Source organism: Streptococcus pseudopneumoniae ATCC BAA-960 = CCUG 49455, assembly GCF_002087075.1.
GTDB classification, from domain to species: Bacteria; Bacillota; Bacilli; order Lactobacillales; family Streptococcaceae; genus Streptococcus; species Streptococcus pseudopneumoniae.
Genome location: NZ_MWSM01000019.1, coordinates 86,191 through 101,753, shown reverse-complemented (window position 1 = coordinate 101,753; position 15,563 = coordinate 86,191). Strand labels below are relative to the sequence as shown.

Annotated in this window: 16 protein-coding genes and 2 pseudogenes; 14 read left to right on the top strand and 4 right to left on the bottom strand. The window is 39.5% G+C overall.

What is annotated here, in order from left to right; translation table 11 throughout:
* The first annotated feature begins 42 nt into the window (after positions 1-42).
* The 3 genes from B4W83_RS05275 to B4W83_RS05265 are packed head-to-tail and all read left to right on the top strand — an operon-like array spanning position 43 to position 2,652.
* Positions 43-1,155, top strand: a complete 1,113-nt coding sequence (locus B4W83_RS05275; protein WP_001052925.1) for a HesA/MoeB/ThiF family protein — start codon at positions 43-45, stop codon at positions 1,153-1,155.
* On the top strand, positions 1,125-1,895 hold the full coding sequence (locus B4W83_RS05270; protein ID WP_000966493.1) for an ABC transporter ATP-binding protein: 771 nt from the start codon (positions 1,125-1,127) through the stop codon (positions 1,893-1,895). The genes B4W83_RS05275 and B4W83_RS05270 overlap by 31 nt, the downstream gene beginning before the upstream one ends.
* A complete protein-coding gene (locus tag B4W83_RS05265) occupies positions 1,888-2,652 on the top strand; it encodes an ABC transporter permease (protein ID WP_000475591.1) in 765 nt (254 codons plus the stop codon). The genes B4W83_RS05270 and B4W83_RS05265 overlap by 8 nt, the downstream gene beginning before the upstream one ends.
* A gap of 264 nt (positions 2,653-2,916) precedes the next feature.
* Here B4W83_RS05265 and B4W83_RS05260 read toward each other — a convergent pair.
* The 4 genes and pseudogenes from B4W83_RS05260 to B4W83_RS05245 form a co-directional block, all read right to left on the bottom strand.
* Positions 2,917-3,165 (bottom strand): annotated as a pseudogene (locus B4W83_RS05260) (transposase); the annotation flags it as partial.
* Between the two features lie 251 nt (positions 3,166-3,416).
* A complete protein-coding gene (locus tag B4W83_RS05255; RefSeq protein WP_000498785.1) occupies positions 3,417-4,184 on the bottom strand; it encodes a hypothetical protein in 768 nt (255 codons plus the stop codon).
* A 16-nt stretch (positions 4,185-4,200) separates the two neighbouring features.
* Positions 4,201-4,896 carry an ABC transporter ATP-binding protein gene (locus B4W83_RS05250; protein WP_000054197.1) on the bottom strand — a complete coding sequence of 232 codons (696 nt, stop codon included), beginning with the start codon at positions 4,894-4,896 and terminating at the stop codon, positions 4,201-4,203.
* 4 nt (positions 4,897-4,900) lie between these two features.
* Entirely contained in the window at positions 4,901-5,266 is a 366-nt protein-coding gene (locus tag B4W83_RS05245; protein ID WP_000119148.1) for a GntR family transcriptional regulator, read from the bottom strand.
* Between the two features lie 139 nt (positions 5,267-5,405).
* Between B4W83_RS05245 and nrdR the strand changes: the two genes are divergently transcribed.
* The 11 genes and pseudogenes from nrdR (at position 5,406) to secA (ending at position 15,490) form a co-directional block, all read left to right on the top strand.
* The gene (nrdR, locus tag B4W83_RS05240) at positions 5,406-5,879 is read left to right on the top strand and encodes a transcriptional regulator NrdR (RefSeq protein ID WP_001203672.1); all 474 of its coding nucleotides are present in this window, start codon (positions 5,406-5,408) and stop codon (positions 5,877-5,879) included.
* Positions 5,880-7,049, top strand: coding sequence for a replication initiation and membrane attachment family protein (locus B4W83_RS05235; protein WP_000802372.1), 1,170 nt, complete (start codon positions 5,880-5,882; stop codon positions 7,047-7,049).
* Entirely contained in the window at positions 7,050-7,946 is an 897-nt protein-coding gene (gene dnaI, locus B4W83_RS05230) for a primosomal protein DnaI (protein WP_000446511.1), read from the top strand. It abuts the gene before it with no gap.
* Positions 7,943-8,656 carry an NADPH-dependent oxidoreductase gene (locus B4W83_RS05225; RefSeq protein WP_000140820.1) on the top strand — a complete coding sequence of 238 codons (714 nt, stop codon included), beginning with the start codon at positions 7,943-7,945 and terminating at the stop codon, positions 8,654-8,656. Before dnaI ends, B4W83_RS05225 begins: the two co-directional genes overlap by 4 nt.
* A gap of 13 nt (positions 8,657-8,669) precedes the next feature.
* Positions 8,670-9,980, top strand: coding sequence for a ribosome biogenesis GTPase Der (gene der / locus B4W83_RS05220; protein WP_001207696.1), 1,311 nt, complete (start codon positions 8,670-8,672; stop codon positions 9,978-9,980).
* 81 nt (positions 9,981-10,061) lie between these two features.
* Entirely contained in the window at positions 10,062-10,397 is a 336-nt protein-coding gene (locus tag B4W83_RS12950) for a hypothetical protein (protein WP_000681323.1), read from the top strand.
* Between the two features lie 31 nt (positions 10,398-10,428).
* Positions 10,429-11,220, top strand: a complete 792-nt coding sequence (locus B4W83_RS05210) for a hypothetical protein (protein WP_000701281.1) — start codon at positions 10,429-10,431, stop codon at positions 11,218-11,220.
* A complete protein-coding gene (locus tag B4W83_RS05205; protein ID WP_007284818.1) occupies positions 11,213-11,854 on the top strand; it encodes a hypothetical protein in 642 nt (213 codons plus the stop codon). The genes B4W83_RS05210 and B4W83_RS05205 overlap by 8 nt, the downstream gene beginning before the upstream one ends.
* A gap of 3 nt (positions 11,855-11,857) precedes the next feature.
* Positions 11,858-12,508, top strand: a complete 651-nt coding sequence (locus tag B4W83_RS05200) for an ABC transporter ATP-binding protein (protein ID WP_001235270.1) — start codon at positions 11,858-11,860, stop codon at positions 12,506-12,508.
* A 10-nt stretch (positions 12,509-12,518) separates the two neighbouring features.
* A pseudogene (locus B4W83_RS05195) lies at positions 12,519-12,831 on the top strand (hypothetical protein).
* 145 nt (positions 12,832-12,976) lie between these two features.
* Positions 12,977-15,490, top strand: a complete 2,514-nt coding sequence (gene secA / locus B4W83_RS05190; protein ID WP_001274079.1) for a preprotein translocase subunit SecA — start codon at positions 12,977-12,979, stop codon at positions 15,488-15,490.
* Positions 15,491-15,563 lie beyond the last annotated feature (73 nt).

Sequence of the window (15,563 nt, the reverse complement as noted above, 5' to 3'; positions counted from 1 at the left end):
GGATTTTTCCATTCCTTTTGTCTATTTTAGGAGGAAATAGAATTGAATTTACCTAAAATTAAAGATATTCATAGTGTCCTATTTTTAAAGGATAAAATTAGATTAGGTATAGGAAAAGATTATGGTATTGAGATTGAGAATCTGGATGAGAAGTATACTCAGCTCATTAAGCTCCTCAATGGACAATACACAATCAATGAAATTTGTAGTTTAGTTGATAACTTGTCTTCTAATGATGTAGAAGAAAGTATTTCTTTACTAGATACACTAGGGTATTTGGAGGATAATTTTGTTACTACAACTGAATTAACTTCAGAAGAATTGGACAGATATTCCGTAAATCTTAACTTTTTTAATACTTTAGATACATTATCTTTAACAAAATATGATTATCAGTTAAAATTAAAAAAGACGCGTATTTTGCTCTTAGGTATTGGCGGTATAGGAAGTAATATCTGTCTAGCATTGGCTGAATTAGGTATAGGGCATATTACAGCAGTTGATTTTGATACGGTCGAAGCTAGTAATCTCAATAGACAAATTTTGTATTCGACATCTGATATTGGAAAAAGAAAAGTAGAGGCTGCAAAAGAGTCGCTTAGAAAGTTTAATCCTTTAATTGAATTTGAGGTACTTGATAAAGAGATAGGTTCAAAAGAGGATGTCGATGAGTTAATAAAAACTTCAAAATGTGATATCGTAGTAAATGTTGCAGATTATCCAACAGGCTATATTGATTTTTGGGTCAATGAAGCCTGTGTTCAATACAATAAATTATGTCTGTCTGCTGTGGTTGGTAAGAAAAATGGGAAAGTATATTCAATTATTCCGTATAAAGCAGCGTGCTATTACTGTCAGTTTTTAGAGGATTTGGAAAAAATTCCTGAGTATGCTGAGGAGTTGGAGACTGTTCGTACGATGACAAATTCATTGGAACTAGAGATGTTCAGAACTCCGAATGGTGCTTTAGGTCCTGCTTGTCTATTTCAAGGGTATTTTATTTCGTTTGAAATTTTAAGATATATTTTTTGGGGATACGAAGCATTGCTAACATTTAATAAAAGATTCTCAATTGACTTTATAACATTCGAACAACATTTTGATGAATTAACAAAGTATCCAACATGCTCTATTTGTGGGGGAAAGAAAGAGTGAAGAAGTTAAGTGTTAAAAATCTAAAAAAGCAATATGGTTCTTATGAAGCTGTCAAGGGAATTAGCTTTGAATTGGGAGAAGGAGAGTGTTTGGGTATCTTGGGAATCAACGGTGCTGGCAAAACATCCACTTTAAAGATGATTTACTCACTGACCTCAATTTCCTCAGGAGAGATTGATATCTTGGGGCAAAATATTGAAACCAATCGTCGTAAGAGTAAATCTTGTCTGGGTATTGTAGGGCAGGAGGATATGCTGGACATGACCTTGAATGTTTATGATAATCTTTTTGCTCACGGTCTATGTTATGGTATCTCATCTGTCGAACTTAGGAAGAGAATCGATTCTCTCTTGGATTTTGTTCAACTGAGCAAACATGCGCAAAAGATGGTGAATCAGCTGTCGGATGGGATGCGACGACGTCTTGTCTTGGCAAGAGCTCTCATCAATCGGCCTGATATTATCATTTTAGATGAACCGACAGTTGGTTTAGACATTCAATCCCGCAATATTATTTGGGATAAACTTTTGGAGTTGAAGGAATTAGGTGTTTCTATCATTATTACTTCCCACTATATGAATGAGATTGAATATTTGACAGATAGGGTGCTGATGCTCCACCAAGGGACTATCAAAGAAGAAGGAACTGTAGAAGACTTGCTCATCAAGTATGATGCTGACAACCTTGAGACGCTTTTTTTGGGGTTGACTGGGACAGAGAAGGAGGACTTGCATGTTTAAGTTATCATTTCAGTCCATCGGACACGTTGTGGTACGCAACTACATGAGTTTTAGAAATTTATTTAAAATTTCAATTGTCCCCAACCTTATCGACCCCCTCTTTTATCTTTTAGCAATGGGATTTGGAGTTGGTGCCTATTTGACGCATGTTAACGGTATGCTCTACCGTGATTTTGTCATTACAGGTTTAATTGCTGCGACTGCCATGTCTGCGGCCACCGCAGAAACAACGGTCAATGCCTTTATCCAGTATAAGATTGAAAAGACTTATGATGCTATGTTGATGACGCCAATCAATACGAGTGATATTGTGGTGGGTCAGGCTATCTGGGCAGGTATTCGTGCAGTGATTTTCGGTGGGATTTTTTGGCTGATTTCCATGCTTATCACAGCGCATTTTCATGTCTTGATGTTATTGATTCCTCTGATTTTATTTATAGTGGGTTATTTGTTTGGTGTTTTAGGACTAATCTTTACCTACTTGGCACCGTCTAGGGAATTTCTGAATTACTACAATGTTTTGGTAATCCGTCCTCTTTATATGTTTTCAGATACCTTCTTTCCCATTACTTCCTTGCCCCCAATACTTGGTGATTTGACTTGGTTTTCTCCCTTGTATCACGCTACCTGCATGATTCGTATTATATGGGGAGGTGAGGTGACAGGTTTGTATCTTCATCTTATCTGGTTGATAGCCTTGGCGCTCTTGATAACGGTGCTTCCTATGTATATGTTACATCGTAGATATTATAGATAGTCTAATTATTTGTGATGTTGTAGTCATATTCTAATTTATACTAAACGTTATTCGAATTTGGACAGGTATGGGAACTGTGCCTATCAATATTGTAATTTATGGAAGTTGAAATAGTACGGTTCAGTTTTTAAAATATTGTTAGAAATTATAGTGAAATGAAATAAGAACAGGATAAATCGATCAGGACAGTCAAATCGATTTCTAAGAATGTTTTAGAAGTAGAGGTGTACTATTCTAGTTTCAATCTACTATGTTTTAAATTCCTTAATCAATTTGTATAGTCTTTATTTCATTGCCAAATTTCAAGTTCTCCATCAAGAAGTCTTCTCTGGGGGACTTGTAGTTCAAGTGTTTTTTAGGATAGTTATTAATCCAATTTTCGATGAATGCGACTTCTTTGGGAGTCGTTTTCTTAGTTCCTTTAGGTAACCATCTCCGAATGAGCCTATTGTGATTCTCATTAGTTCCCCTTTCCCAAGAGACATAGGGGGGTGCATAATAGATATGCTCCTTAGCACTGCTTTGAGGTTGTAGATAGAACTGACGAAGTCAGCTCAAAACATGGTTTTGAGGTTGTGGATAGAACTGACGAAGTCAGTAACCATACCTACGGCAAGGTGAAGCTGATGTAGTTTGAAGAGATTTTCGAAGAGTATTAATTGGTTAGAAGGATTCGTCTGTAAGATAAAGTTAGACGGAAAATGAGATAAAATCAAAAAGGATAGCCTCTCTGTGATGAGATGTTATCCTTTTTGATTTTAAAACTATTGCAAATTAACCTTGTTTCTCAAAATATAGTAGGTTCCGAGGTAAAAGATAGCTATGAAAATGAGTTCTTCAACAATGCCCGTACTTGCTCCCATATAGAAATTATCATTAAATCCTGCAAGTGAATTGACATAGAAGTTCGCACTGGTATTGAAGAAGACTTCAATAAAGCCAATGACGATTTGGATCCCAATGTAGGCTGCAACAGCGAGTGCTGTACGGTATTCATTGAACAGTTGTCCAATGGAAATAGCCAAGTAGATGCAGAGGATACTGGAAATGGTATTTAGTAGGAGGGATAACCCCACAAGAGAGAGTTGAGGAAGGTATGTTCCTAGAAGTGGGATCAAGTCATAATGTGACATCCATTCTGGAACCGTTATAGTCACAATAAGAAAAGCACTTAGAGCCAGTACAGCCGAGCTAAGTATAGACCAGATGAAGGCTCCGACTAATTTAGCAGTGATGATATAGTGCTCAGAAACTGGCAAGGTCAGAGTCAGATAGCCTTGGCGATCATAGACACTACCTTTGAAGCGTTTGATAATCAAGAAAAGAGTTGAAATCCCAAGTGTAATTATCAATCCACCAAAGACAGTAGCTAGAAAAATGAGTAGGACAGGTTGGTTTTCTTTGACAGGCAGATTGTTATAGGTCTGTGCTTGTATCCCGATAAGGGCAGAAAGGACTAGCACAGCACCATAAAGGGCTAAATACCACTTGTTAACATTTTTAAATTCGTAGCGAACTAAATTCCAAAACATAAATAATCTCCTTTGCTTAGGCCTTAAATTCCTGACGGAAGAGCTGGTCAATGGATTCACCAGACTCATAGCGAATGTCATCTACATTGCCTTGACGGACGACTTTTCCGTCTTTGAGGAAGACAATTTCATCCAAGATTGGCTCGATATCAGAAATCAAGTGGGTAGAAATCAAAACGGTAGAAGTTGGGGAGTAGTTGTTGATAATGGTATTGAGGATATACTCACGGGCTGCTGGATCCACCCCACCAATGGGTTCGTCCAGAACGTAAAGACGAGCATCACGGCTCATAACCAAAATCAGTTGTACCTTTTCCTTGTTTCCTTTTGATAGTTTCTTGAGACGACTATTTTCATCAATGCCGAGGTCTGCAAGTAGATGATGGGCGCGTTCAAGATTGAAATCTTTATAGAAGGTCTTGAAGTAGGTTAGGGCTTCTTTGACCTTCATTTGCTCATTGAGATAGGTGGTATCAGGCAAATAAGCTACGATAGCCTTGGTTGCTGGGCTTGGGTCCATGTCGTTGATAAGGACGCGTCCTTGATCTGGTTGTAAGAGGCCGTTGATTAGTTTAATCAGGGTTGTTTTTCCTGAGCCATTTGGCCCAAGAAGACCAACAATTTTTCCAGCTGGGATGTCAAGGGAAACATTTTCAAGGGCTGGGGTTGCTCCATAAGATTTGGATACATTTTCAAATGCTAGTAATGACATAGGCTTAAACTCCTTTAATATAATCGCCGACTACGCTTGGTAGTTCTTCTTTTTCATAGCCAAAATGGGTCATGGAGGAAACGAAGTGTTCCAATTCTTCTTCTGATAATTGTTTGCGCGATTGGGCGATCAGCTCTTTATCTTCAGTCACAAATCGTCCAGTTGTGCGCTTGCTGTAGACAAATCCTTCTCGTTCAAGGTCTGACAAGGCTCTTTGGATGGTGTTTGGATTGACACCGGCCTCGCTCGCTAGCTCTCTCACGGTTGGAAGTTGTTGATTGGCTTCCAGTGTATGGGAAACAATCTGAAGCTTGATTTTCTCCATAATCTGTAAATAGATGGGTTTTTTGTTGTCAAATGTCCAGGACATCTTGGTCTCCTTTCTTTTATCTTTTTGTCTTAATTAAATAATACAACAAAACAAAAAACTTGTCAAGCAAAAAGAAGAATTGTTTTGGGAATCGTTTAAAAAATGGTATAATGAAAAGAAAACGATAAGGAGGGAAAGGATGCGTTGTCCAAAATGTGGGGCTACCAAGTCAAGTGTTATCGATAGTCGCCAAGCAGAAGAAGGGAACACCATTCGTAGAAGACGTGAGTGCGACGAATGCCAACACCGTTTTACAACCTACGAACGGGTAGAAGAAAGAACCTTAGTGGTTGTTAAAAAAGATGGCACACGGGAACAATTCTCCAGAGATAAAATCTTTAATGGGATTATCCGCTCAGCCCAGAAACGTCCTGTGTCAAGTGATGAAATCAACATGGTAGTCAATCGTATCGAACAGAAACTCCGTGGTCGAAATGAAAATGAAATTCAAAGTGAGGACATTGGGTCACTCGTCATGGAGGAGTTGGCTGAATTGGACGAGATTACCTATGTGCGTTTTGCCAGTGTCTATCGTAGTTTTAAGGATGTCAGTGAGTTAGAGAGCTTGCTCCAACAAATCACCCAGTCCTCTAAAAAGAAAAAGGAAAGATAAATGAAGCCAATTGACCGTTTTTCTTATCTAAAGAATAATCGGGTGTCGCAAGATACCTCATCTCTGGTACAGTGTTACCTCCCGATTATCGGTCAGGAGGCACTGAGCCTTTATCTTTATACAATCAGTTTTTGGGATAATGGCAGAAAGGAATACCTCTTTTCAAGTATTCTCAACCATCTTAACTTTGGAATGGATAGATTGATAAAAGCCCTGAAAATCTTATCTGCTTTTAATCTCTTGACCCTCTATCAAAAGGGGGATGTTTATCAGCTAGCCCTCCATGCTCCTCTTTCGAGTCAGGATTTTTTGGAACACCCTGTTTATCGTAGACTCTTGGAAAAAAAGATTGGCGATGCAGCTGTGGAGGATTTGAAAGTTGAGAGTGCTGAGGGAGAAGAAATATCTGTCTCACTCAATCAAGTCTTTCCAGATTTGGCAGAGCTGGGAAGTCAAGAAGACCTTGGTCTCAAGAAGAAAGTGGCCAACGATTTTGACTTGGACCATTTTCGTCAGCTCATGGCTCGAGATGGACTTCGCTTTGCGGATGAGCAGTCCGATGTCTTGAACCTCTTTGCCATTGCCGAGGAGAAGAAATGGACTTGGTTTGAAACCTATCAATTGGCTAAGTCAACAGCTGTTTCCCAGGTCATTTCAACCAAACGCATGCGGGAAAAAATTGCTCAAAAACCGATTTCCTCTGACTTTAGTCCTAAGGAAGCAACTATTATCAAAGAAGCCAAAAGTAAAACGGCATTGCAGTTCTTGGCAGAAATCAAGCAAACACGCAAGGGAACCATTACCCAAACAGAAAGAGACCTCTTGCAACAGATGGCTGGTTTGGGCTTGCTGGACGAAGTCATCAATATCATTCTCTTATTGACCTTTAATAAGGTGGATTCGGCAAATATCAATGAGAAATATGCCATGAAAGTGGCCAATGACTATGCCTATCAAAAGATTCATTCGGCAGAAGAGGCAGTCTTGCGCATCCGTGAGCGTGGGCAAAAGAGCCAGGCTCAAAAGGCTAGTAAACCGAGTCCTACCAAGTCCAATGTACCCAAGTGGAGCAATCCAGATTATAAGAATGAAACCAGTGAGGAAACTCGTCTGGAACTAGAACGTAAGAAACAAGAACTATTAGCTCGATTAGAAAAAGGAGGAGATTAGATGGAAAGTGTCGGAGACGTACTCAAACGTCAACCTAGCCGTTTTCATTATCAAGATTTGGTTCAGAAAATCATGAAGGACCCTGATGTTGCGGCCTTTATCCAGCAAGAATCCTTGACTCCAGAGGAATTGAATCGCAGTATCTCCAAGTTTAATCAGTACATCACCGAGAGAGACAAGTTTCTTCGTGGTGATACGGATTATATTGCCAAAGGCTACAAGCCGATTTTGGTTATGAATCATGGTTATGCGGACGTTTCTTATGAAGAAACTCCTGAACTAATCGCAGCGGAAAAAGAAGCGGCTATTAAGAACCGTCTTAAGTTAATCAATCTGCCAGCTAGTCTCAGGAAAGCTAGTTTAGCTCAAGTAGACTTGGATGATTTGGGGCGTTTGCCAGTTTTTGAGAAGCTATTAGCCTTCGTGGAGCAATATCCAGCTATTCGAAAAGGTCTTTACTTATATGGAGACTTTGGTGTGGGTAAAAGTTTCATGGTGGCTGCCCTAGCCCATGATTTATCAGAAAAACGCGGTGTCTCATCAACTCTCCTCCACTATCCTAGCTTTGTCATTGATGTCAAAAATGCTATCGGTGATGGTAATGTCAAGACCTTGGTGGATGAGATTAAGCTTTCTGAAGTCCTGATTTTAGATGATATTGGTGCCGAGCAATCAACAGCTTGGGTGCGGGATGAAATCCTACAAGTCATTCTCCAATATCGGATGCAGGAAAATTTACCGACCTTTTTCACCTCCAACTTCAACTTTGAAGAATTGGAGCAGCATTTCGCTAAAGGGAAGCATGGAAATGACGAAACCTGGGAAGCCAGACGGGTCATGGAACGCATCCGTTATTTGGCTGAGGAGACTCGTTTAGAAGGAGTAAACCGTCGATGACAGAAACGATTAAACTGATGAAAGCTCATACTTCAGTGCGTAGATTTAAGGAGCAAGCCCTTCCTCAGGAAGACTTGACTGAAATCCTGACAGCAGCCCAGATGGCCTCGTCTTGGAAGAATTTCCAATCCTACTCTGTGATTGTGGTACGAAGTCAAGAGAAGAAAGATGCCTTGTATGAATTGGTACCTCAAGAAGCCATTCGTCAGTCAGCTGTTTTCCTCCTCTTTGTCGGAGACTTGAACCGAGCAGAAAAGGGAGCCCAGCTTCATATCGATACATTCCAACCACAAGGTGTAGAAAGTCTCTTGATTAGTTCGGTTGATGTGGCTCTTGCTGGACAAAATGCCCTGTTGGCAGCTGAAAGCTTGGGCTATGGTGGTGTCATCATTGGCTTGGTTCGATACAAGTCAGAAGAAGTGGCAGAGCTCTTTAACCTGCCTGACTACACCTATCCTGTCTTTGGGATGGCACTAGGTGTGCCAAATCAAGAACATGAAGTCAAACCTCGCTTGCCATTGACTCAAGTGGTATTTGAGGAAGAATATAAAGAACAGTCAACTGAGGCAATCCAAGCTTATGACCGTGTGCAGGCTGACTATGCTGGGGCGCGTGCGACCACAAGTTGGAGTCAGCGCCTAGCAGAACAGTTTGGTCAAGCAGAACCAAGCTCAACTAGAAAAAATCTTGAACAGAAGAAGTTATTGTAGAAAGTGAGAAATTATGGCCCTACCAACTATTGCCATTGTAGGACGTCCCAATGTTGGGAAATCAACCCTATTTAATCGGATCGCTGGTGAGCGAATCTCCATTGTAGAAGATGTTGAAGGAGTGACACGTGACCGTATCTATGCAACGGGTGAGTGGCTCAATCGTTCTTTTAGCATGATTGATACAGGAGGAATCGATGATGTCGATGCTCCTTTCATGGAACAAATCAAGCACCAGGCAGAAATTGCCATGGAAGAAGCAGATGTTATCGTCTTTGTCGTGTCTGGTAAGGAGGGAATTACCGATGCAGACGAGTACGTAGCCCGTAAGCTTTATAAAACCCATAAACCAGTTATCCTCGCAGTTAACAAGGTGGACAACCCTGAGATGCGAAATGATATCTATGATTTTTATGCCCTCGGTTTGGGGGAACCACTGCCAATCTCATCTGTCCATGGTATCGGTACAGGGGATGTGCTAGATGCTATTGTAGAAAATCTTCCAAATGAATATGAAGAAGAAAACCCAGATGTGATTAAGTTTAGCTTGATTGGTCGTCCTAACGTTGGAAAATCAAGCTTGATTAACGCTATCTTGGGAGAAGACCGTGTCATTGCCAGTCCAGTTGCTGGAACAACTCGTGACGCCATTGATACCCACTTTACAGATACAGATGGTCAAGAGTTTACCATGATTGATACAGCTGGGATGCGTAAATCTGGTAAGGTTTATGAAAATACCGAGAAATACTCTGTTATGCGTGCCATGCGTGCTATTGACCGTTCAGATGTGGTCTTAATGGTCATCAATGCGGAAGAAGGCATCCGTGAATACGACAAGCGTATCGCAGGATTTGCTCATGAAGCTGGTAAAGGAATGATTATTGTGGTCAACAAGTGGGATACGCTTGAAAAAGACAACCACACCATGAAAAACTGGGAAGAAGATATTCGTGAGCAGTTCCAATACCTGCCTTACGCACCGATTATCTTTGTATCTGCTTTGACCAAGCAACGTCTCCACAAACTTCCTGAGATGATCAAGCAAATCAGTGAAAGTCAAAACACACGTATTCCATCAGCTGTCTTGAACGATGTGATTATGGATGCTATTGCCATTAACCCAACACCGACAGACAAAGGGAAACGCCTCAAGATTTTCTACGCGACCCAAGTGGCAACCAAACCACCAACCTTTGTTATCTTTGTTAACGAAGAAGAACTTATGCACTTTTCTTACCTGCGTTTCTTGGAAAATCAAATCCGCAAGGCCTTTGTCTTTGAAGGAACACCGATCCATCTCATCGCAAGAAAACGTAAATAAAAAAGTAGAATCTGGAATGACATTTCCAGATTTTTTTGATATAATAAAATAATAGAAAACGCTATCAAAAAGGAGGTGTCGATGAAACATTTGTTTAAATTTATAATCTTATTTCCCTGGTTTTACTTTTTCAGCTGGATTGAAAAGGATAATAGAGAAAGTAAATTTTTCCCAATTTTTTACTATTTTTACTGGTTTTACATCCCCCTCTATGCTCTTTTTAGCCTTGCTTGGATAGTTGTTTCAGTTCTGTTTTTCAATATCGTCTTGAGAAATTTGACAGATATCAAGTTATGGGGCATTTGGTTTCTTTTTATTCTGCTAGCTATTGGTCTGAATAGGTTAACTTATTCCTGTTTCAAAAAAATGCTTAGACTAAGAAAGGAGTTAGGGAAGTCTAAAGCGGGGAGGCATTGATTTATATCGGTTTTTTAATAGGAGGTGGCTTATGAAGATTCCTCTCTTAACTTTGGCAAGGCATAAATTTGTTTATGTCTTGCTTACTTTGCTTTTTCTTGCTTTGGTTTATCGTGATGTTTTGATGACTTATTTCTTTTTTGATATTCATGCGCCCGATCTAGCTAAATTCGATGGACAAGCAATTAAAAATGACTTATTAAAATCAGCATTAGATTTTCGTATTCTCCAGTTCAATCTAGGTTTTTATCAATCATTTATTATTCCAATCATCATTGTTTTGCTAGGTTTTCAATATATTGAGCTGAAAAATAAAGTTTTACGATTGAGTATTGGAAGAGAAGTGAGTTATCAAGGGGTAAAAAGAAAGTTGACTTTGCAAGTTGCAAGTATCCCTTGTGTGATATATTTAGTGACTGTGCTGATAATTGCAATTTTAACTTATTTCTTTGGGACTTTTTCTCCTCTTGAATGGAATTCTCTATTTTCTGATGGGAGTAGTTTACAAAGGCTCCTAGATGGAGAGATAACAAGCTATTTGTTCTTTACTTGTGTCCTACTAATCGGTATTTTCATCAATGCAGTCTATTTTTTAAAAATAGTTGATTATTTAGGGAATGTGACTCGTTCGGCAATTGCCTATTTGATGTTTCTTTGGCTTGGTTCTATGTTACTCTATAGTGCCTTGCCTTACTATATGGTTCCTATGACGAGTTTGATGCAAGCTAGCTATGGGGATGTCAGTTTGATGAAACTCTTTACTCCTTATATCCTTTATATTGTCCCCTATATGGTGCTTGAAAAATATGAAGATAATGTTTAAGAATTTTAACAATATTTTGCTAAAGAGAAAGATCGTTTTACTACTTCGTATAGTTCTGATGATGATTTTGATAAACTATCTATTGTCAACAGCGGTTCAAAAGCAGGATGTTTTTCTCTTTTTCAAGAGAGAATTGATTTCAATCTTTTCCTATAATGACTATTCTGAAGTGAATTTAGAAATCCCCAAACTCTTGTTAAACCTTTCGCTTTTCATGGTAGGATGGCTCTCTGTTATTTTGCTTGAAACTGATTTGGCAGACCATTACCATCACTTGATTCGCTATCAATCAAGCTCCTTTTTCGATTATACAAGGAAACGATTGGTTGTCATCTCTAAATTTTTTACTCAAGATTTATTTGTCTGGTTCCTTGGTTTACTTCCTCTAGGAATTCATTTCAAAACAGTCGTACTTTTCTTTTTACTTGCTCAGTTAATGATGTTGTACTTGCTACTGTCTTATCTGATAGCACTGATTAGTGCGGGCGCTGGTTTTTCCTTTTTTCTCTATTTTTTAGCATTTGTGGGACAAGAATGGATGATGGATCATATTGTAACAGTGTATTTAGGACTCTTAAGTTTATTAGTTATCTTGATTGTTAGTCGCTTGGAAGAGAAATTTAAGAAAGGATAAACGATGAGACTTGAAATTATAAATGGACAGAAAATTTATGGGAAAAGACCTATTTTAAATGAGTTAAATCTGGTCTTTCAATCAGGAAAAATTTATGGCCTTAAAGGTGATAATGGATCTGGCAAGACGGTTCTTTTAAAGGCACTTGCTGGTTATATTAAGCTTGACAAAGGAAAAGTTCTTCAAGATGGGGAAGTCTACGGGATAAAAAATCATTATATTCAGGATGCAGGGGTTTTAATTGAAAAAGTCGAGTTTTTATCTCATTTATCCCTTAGAGAAAATTTGGAATTGTTGAGGTATTTTTCATCTAAAGTTACGGAAAAAAGAATTGCCGATTGGATCCAATATTATGATTTACAGGAATTTGAAGACGTTGAGTACCGTCATTTATCCTTAGGAACGAAACAAAAAATGGCTTTGATTCAAGCCTTTATTGCCGAACCATCTATACTCTTTCTCGATGAACCCATGAATGCTTTGGATGAGAAGAGTGTGAGGTTAACCAAACAGGTCATTTTATCTTACCTTAAAAAAGAAAATGGTCTGGTTATCCTGACATCACACATATCGGAAGATATTTCAGACCTTTGTACAGATGTATTAGTTGTCGAAAATGGGCATATACAGTATTCAAAAGATATACAAGCTTAGGAGGTGGCTTATGGCACATCTAAAATCATTTATTACACGCTATTCTAAGGTCTATATTGGTTTAGTTCTGCTGATCTGGCTGGCTTTCTTCTTTCTTCCTTGGGATAAACCAGTTCTGGGAATATCTATCAATCTCTTAATCATGCAGAAAGTTTTACTAGTTTTTGGAATTCTGTCCATTTTGATGGCCTTGCTGTCCAAGAAAGTCAGTCTCTTTGTTTTTGGACTTATCTGTTGTCTTTCTTTTTGGACTTATCTGTTGTCTTTCTTTTTGGATAAATCTATTTATCCTATTTGCCATTTTGCCGATTCTTGGCAATTAAAGTATCATAAAAGTCAGAGAGGTTAGCTTGAAAACTAGCCTCTTTTTCCTTTTCAAAATGGGGATTCTTCCTTGAAAATAATCAGTAATTGTGCTAAAATTAAAAGAACATTCTAAAATATTCGGAATTTAAAGTAAGGAAAAACATGGCTAATATTTTAAAAACAATTATCGAAAATGATAAAGGAGAAATCCGTCGTCTGGAAAAGATGGCTGACAAGGTTTTCAAATACGAAGACCAAATGGCTGCTTTGACTGATGACCAACTAAAAGCAAAAACAGTTGAATTTAAAGAACGTTATCAAAATGGAGAATCGCTGGATTCATTGCTTTATGAAGCATTTGCGGTTGTCCGTGAGGGTGCCAAACGTGTCCTAGGTCTCTTCCCATATAAGGTTCAGGTCATGGGGGGAATCGTTCTTCACCATGGTGACGTGCCAGAGATGCGTACAGGGGAAGGGAAAACCTTGACTGCGACTATGCCGGTATACCTCAATGCCCTTTCAGGCAAAGGGGTTCACGTAGTTACGGTTAACGAATACCTATCAGAACGTGACGCGACTGAGATGGGTGAATTGTACTCATGGCTTGGTTTGTCAGTAGGGATTAACTTGGCTGCCAAATCTCCAATGGAGAAAAAAGAAGCCTATGAGTGTGACATTACCTACTCAACCAACTCAGAAATCGGATTTGACTACCTACGTGATAACATGGTCGTTCGTGCTGAAAACATGGTACAACGTCCGCTTAACTATGCCTTGGTCGATGAGGTTGACTCTATCTTGATTGACGAGGCCCGTACACCTTTGATCGTATCAGGTGCTAATGCAGTTGAAACCAGTCAGCTCTACCATATGGCAGACCACTATGTAAAATCTTTGGACAAAGACGACTACATCATCGATGTGCAGTCTAAGACTATTGGTTTGTCTGATTCAGGGATTGACAAGGCTGAAAGCTACTTCAAGCTTGAAAATCTCTATGACATCGAAAACGTAGCTCTTACTCACTTTATCGATAATGCCCTTCGTGCCAACTACATCATGCTTCTCGATATTGACTATGTGGTGAGCGAAGAGCAAGAAATCTTGATTGTCGACCAATTTACAGGTCGTACCATGGAAGGTCGTCGTTATTCTGATGGCTTGCACCAAGCTATTGAAGCCAAAGAAGGTGTGCCAATCCAGGATGAAACCAAGACATCTGCCTCAATCACGTATCAAAACCTTTTCCGTATGTACAAGAAATTGTCTGGTATGACGGGGACAGGTAAGACTGAGGAAGAAGAATTCCGTGAAATCTACAACATTCGTGTGATTCCAATCCCAACAAACCGTCCTGTTCAACGGATTGACCACTCAGACCTTCTTTATGCAAGTATCGAATCTAAGTTTAAAGCGGTTGTCGAAGACGTTAAGGCTCGTTACCAAAAGGGTCAGCCTGTCTTGGTTGGTACAGTAGCGGTTGAAACTAGTGACTACATTTCTAAGAAATTGGTCGCAGCTGGTGTTCCTCACGAAGTCTTGAATGCCAAAAATCACTATAGAGAAGCCCAAATCATCATGAATGCTGGTCAACGTGGTGCCGTTACCATCGCAACCAACATGGCGGGTCGTGGTACCGACATCAAGCTTGGTGAAGGTGTTCGTGAACTTGGAGGACTTTGTGTGATTGGTACAGAACGTCATGAAAGTCGTCGTATCGATAACCAGCTTCGTGGACGTTCAGGTCGTCAAGGAGATCCAGGTGAGTCACAATTCTACCTCTCTCTTGAAGATGATTTGATGAAACGTTTTGGTTCTGAACGCTTGAAAGGCATATTTGAACGCTTGAATATGTCTGAAGAGGCCATTGAGTCTCGTATGTTGACGCGTCAGGTTGAGGCAGCTCAGAAACGTGTCGAAGGAAATAACTACGATACCCGTAAACAAGTCCTTCAATACGACGATGTCATGCGTGAACAACGTGAGATTATCTATGCTCAACGTTACGATGTCATCACTGCAGACCGTGACTTGGCACCTGAAATTCAGGCTATGCACAAACGCACGATTGAACGTGTCGTCGATGGTCATGCGCGTGCCAAACAAGATGAAAAACTTGAAGCAATTTTGAACTTTGCTAAGTACAACTTGCTTCCAGAAGATTCTATTACGATGGAAGATTTGTCAGGCTTGTCTGATAAGGCCATCAAGGAAGAGCTTTTCCAACGTGCCTTGAAGGTTTATGATAGTCAGGTTTCAAAACTACGCGATGAAGAAGCAGTTAAAGAATTCCAAAAAGTTTTGATTCTACGAGTGGTGGATAACAAGTGGACAGATCATATCGATGCCCTTGATCAATTGCGTAACGCGGTTGGACTTCGTGGTTATGCTCAGAACAACCCTGTTGTTGAGTATCAGGCAGAAGGTTTCCGTATGTTTAATGATATGATTGGTTCGATTGAGTTTGATGTGACACGCTTGATGATGAAAGCACAAATTCATGAACAAGAAAGACCACAGGCAGAACGCCATATCAGTACAACAGCGACTCGCAATATCGCTGCTCACCAAGCAAGTATGCCAGAAGATTTGGATTTGAGCCAGATTGGACGCAATCAACTTTGCCCATGTGGTTCTGGTAAGAAGTTTAAAAATTGTCACGGTAAAAGACAATAAAATGAGATAGTTTAGAGGCGGATATCTTGTGAAAAGTAAATTTTTACTTGGTATCCGTTTGCTTTATAAGGAG

Bases quoted from the DNA above. Each gene is read 5' to 3' on its own strand.
- B4W83_RS05210 (WP_000701281.1), top strand. From the start codon at position 10,429: ATGAAGATTCCTCTCTTAACTTTGGCAAGGCATAAATTTGTTTATGTC.
- der (WP_001207696.1), top strand. From the start codon at position 8,670: ATGGCCCTACCAACTATTGCCATTGTAGGACGTCCCAATGTTGGGAAA.
- B4W83_RS05270 (WP_000966493.1), top strand. From the start codon at position 1,125: ATGCTCTATTTGTGGGGGAAAGAAAGAGTGAAGAAGTTAAGTGTTAAA.
- B4W83_RS05245 (WP_000119148.1), bottom strand. From the start codon at position 5,266: ATGTCCTGGACATTTGACAACAAAAAACCCATCTATTTACAGATTATG.
- dnaI (WP_000446511.1), top strand. From the start codon at position 7,050: ATGGAAAGTGTCGGAGACGTACTCAAACGTCAACCTAGCCGTTTTCAT.
- B4W83_RS05255 (WP_000498785.1), bottom strand. From the start codon at position 4,184: ATGTTTTGGAATTTAGTTCGCTACGAATTTAAAAATGTTAACAAGTGG.
- B4W83_RS05205 (WP_007284818.1), top strand. From the start codon at position 11,213: ATGTTTAAGAATTTTAACAATATTTTGCTAAAGAGAAAGATCGTTTTA.
- nrdR (WP_001203672.1), top strand. From the start codon at position 5,406: ATGCGTTGTCCAAAATGTGGGGCTACCAAGTCAAGTGTTATCGATAGT.
- B4W83_RS05200 (WP_001235270.1), top strand. From the start codon at position 11,858: ATGAGACTTGAAATTATAAATGGACAGAAAATTTATGGGAAAAGACCT.
- B4W83_RS05225 (WP_000140820.1), top strand. From the start codon at position 7,943: ATGACAGAAACGATTAAACTGATGAAAGCTCATACTTCAGTGCGTAGA.
- B4W83_RS05235 (WP_000802372.1), top strand. From the start codon at position 5,880: ATGAAGCCAATTGACCGTTTTTCTTATCTAAAGAATAATCGGGTGTCG.
- secA (WP_001274079.1), top strand. From the start codon at position 12,977: ATGGCTAATATTTTAAAAACAATTATCGAAAATGATAAAGGAGAAATC.
- B4W83_RS12950 (WP_000681323.1), top strand. From the start codon at position 10,062: ATGAAACATTTGTTTAAATTTATAATCTTATTTCCCTGGTTTTACTTT.
- B4W83_RS05250 (WP_000054197.1), bottom strand. From the start codon at position 4,896: ATGTCATTACTAGCATTTGAAAATGTATCCAAATCTTATGGAGCAACC.
- B4W83_RS05265 (WP_000475591.1), top strand. From the start codon at position 1,888: ATGTTTAAGTTATCATTTCAGTCCATCGGACACGTTGTGGTACGCAAC.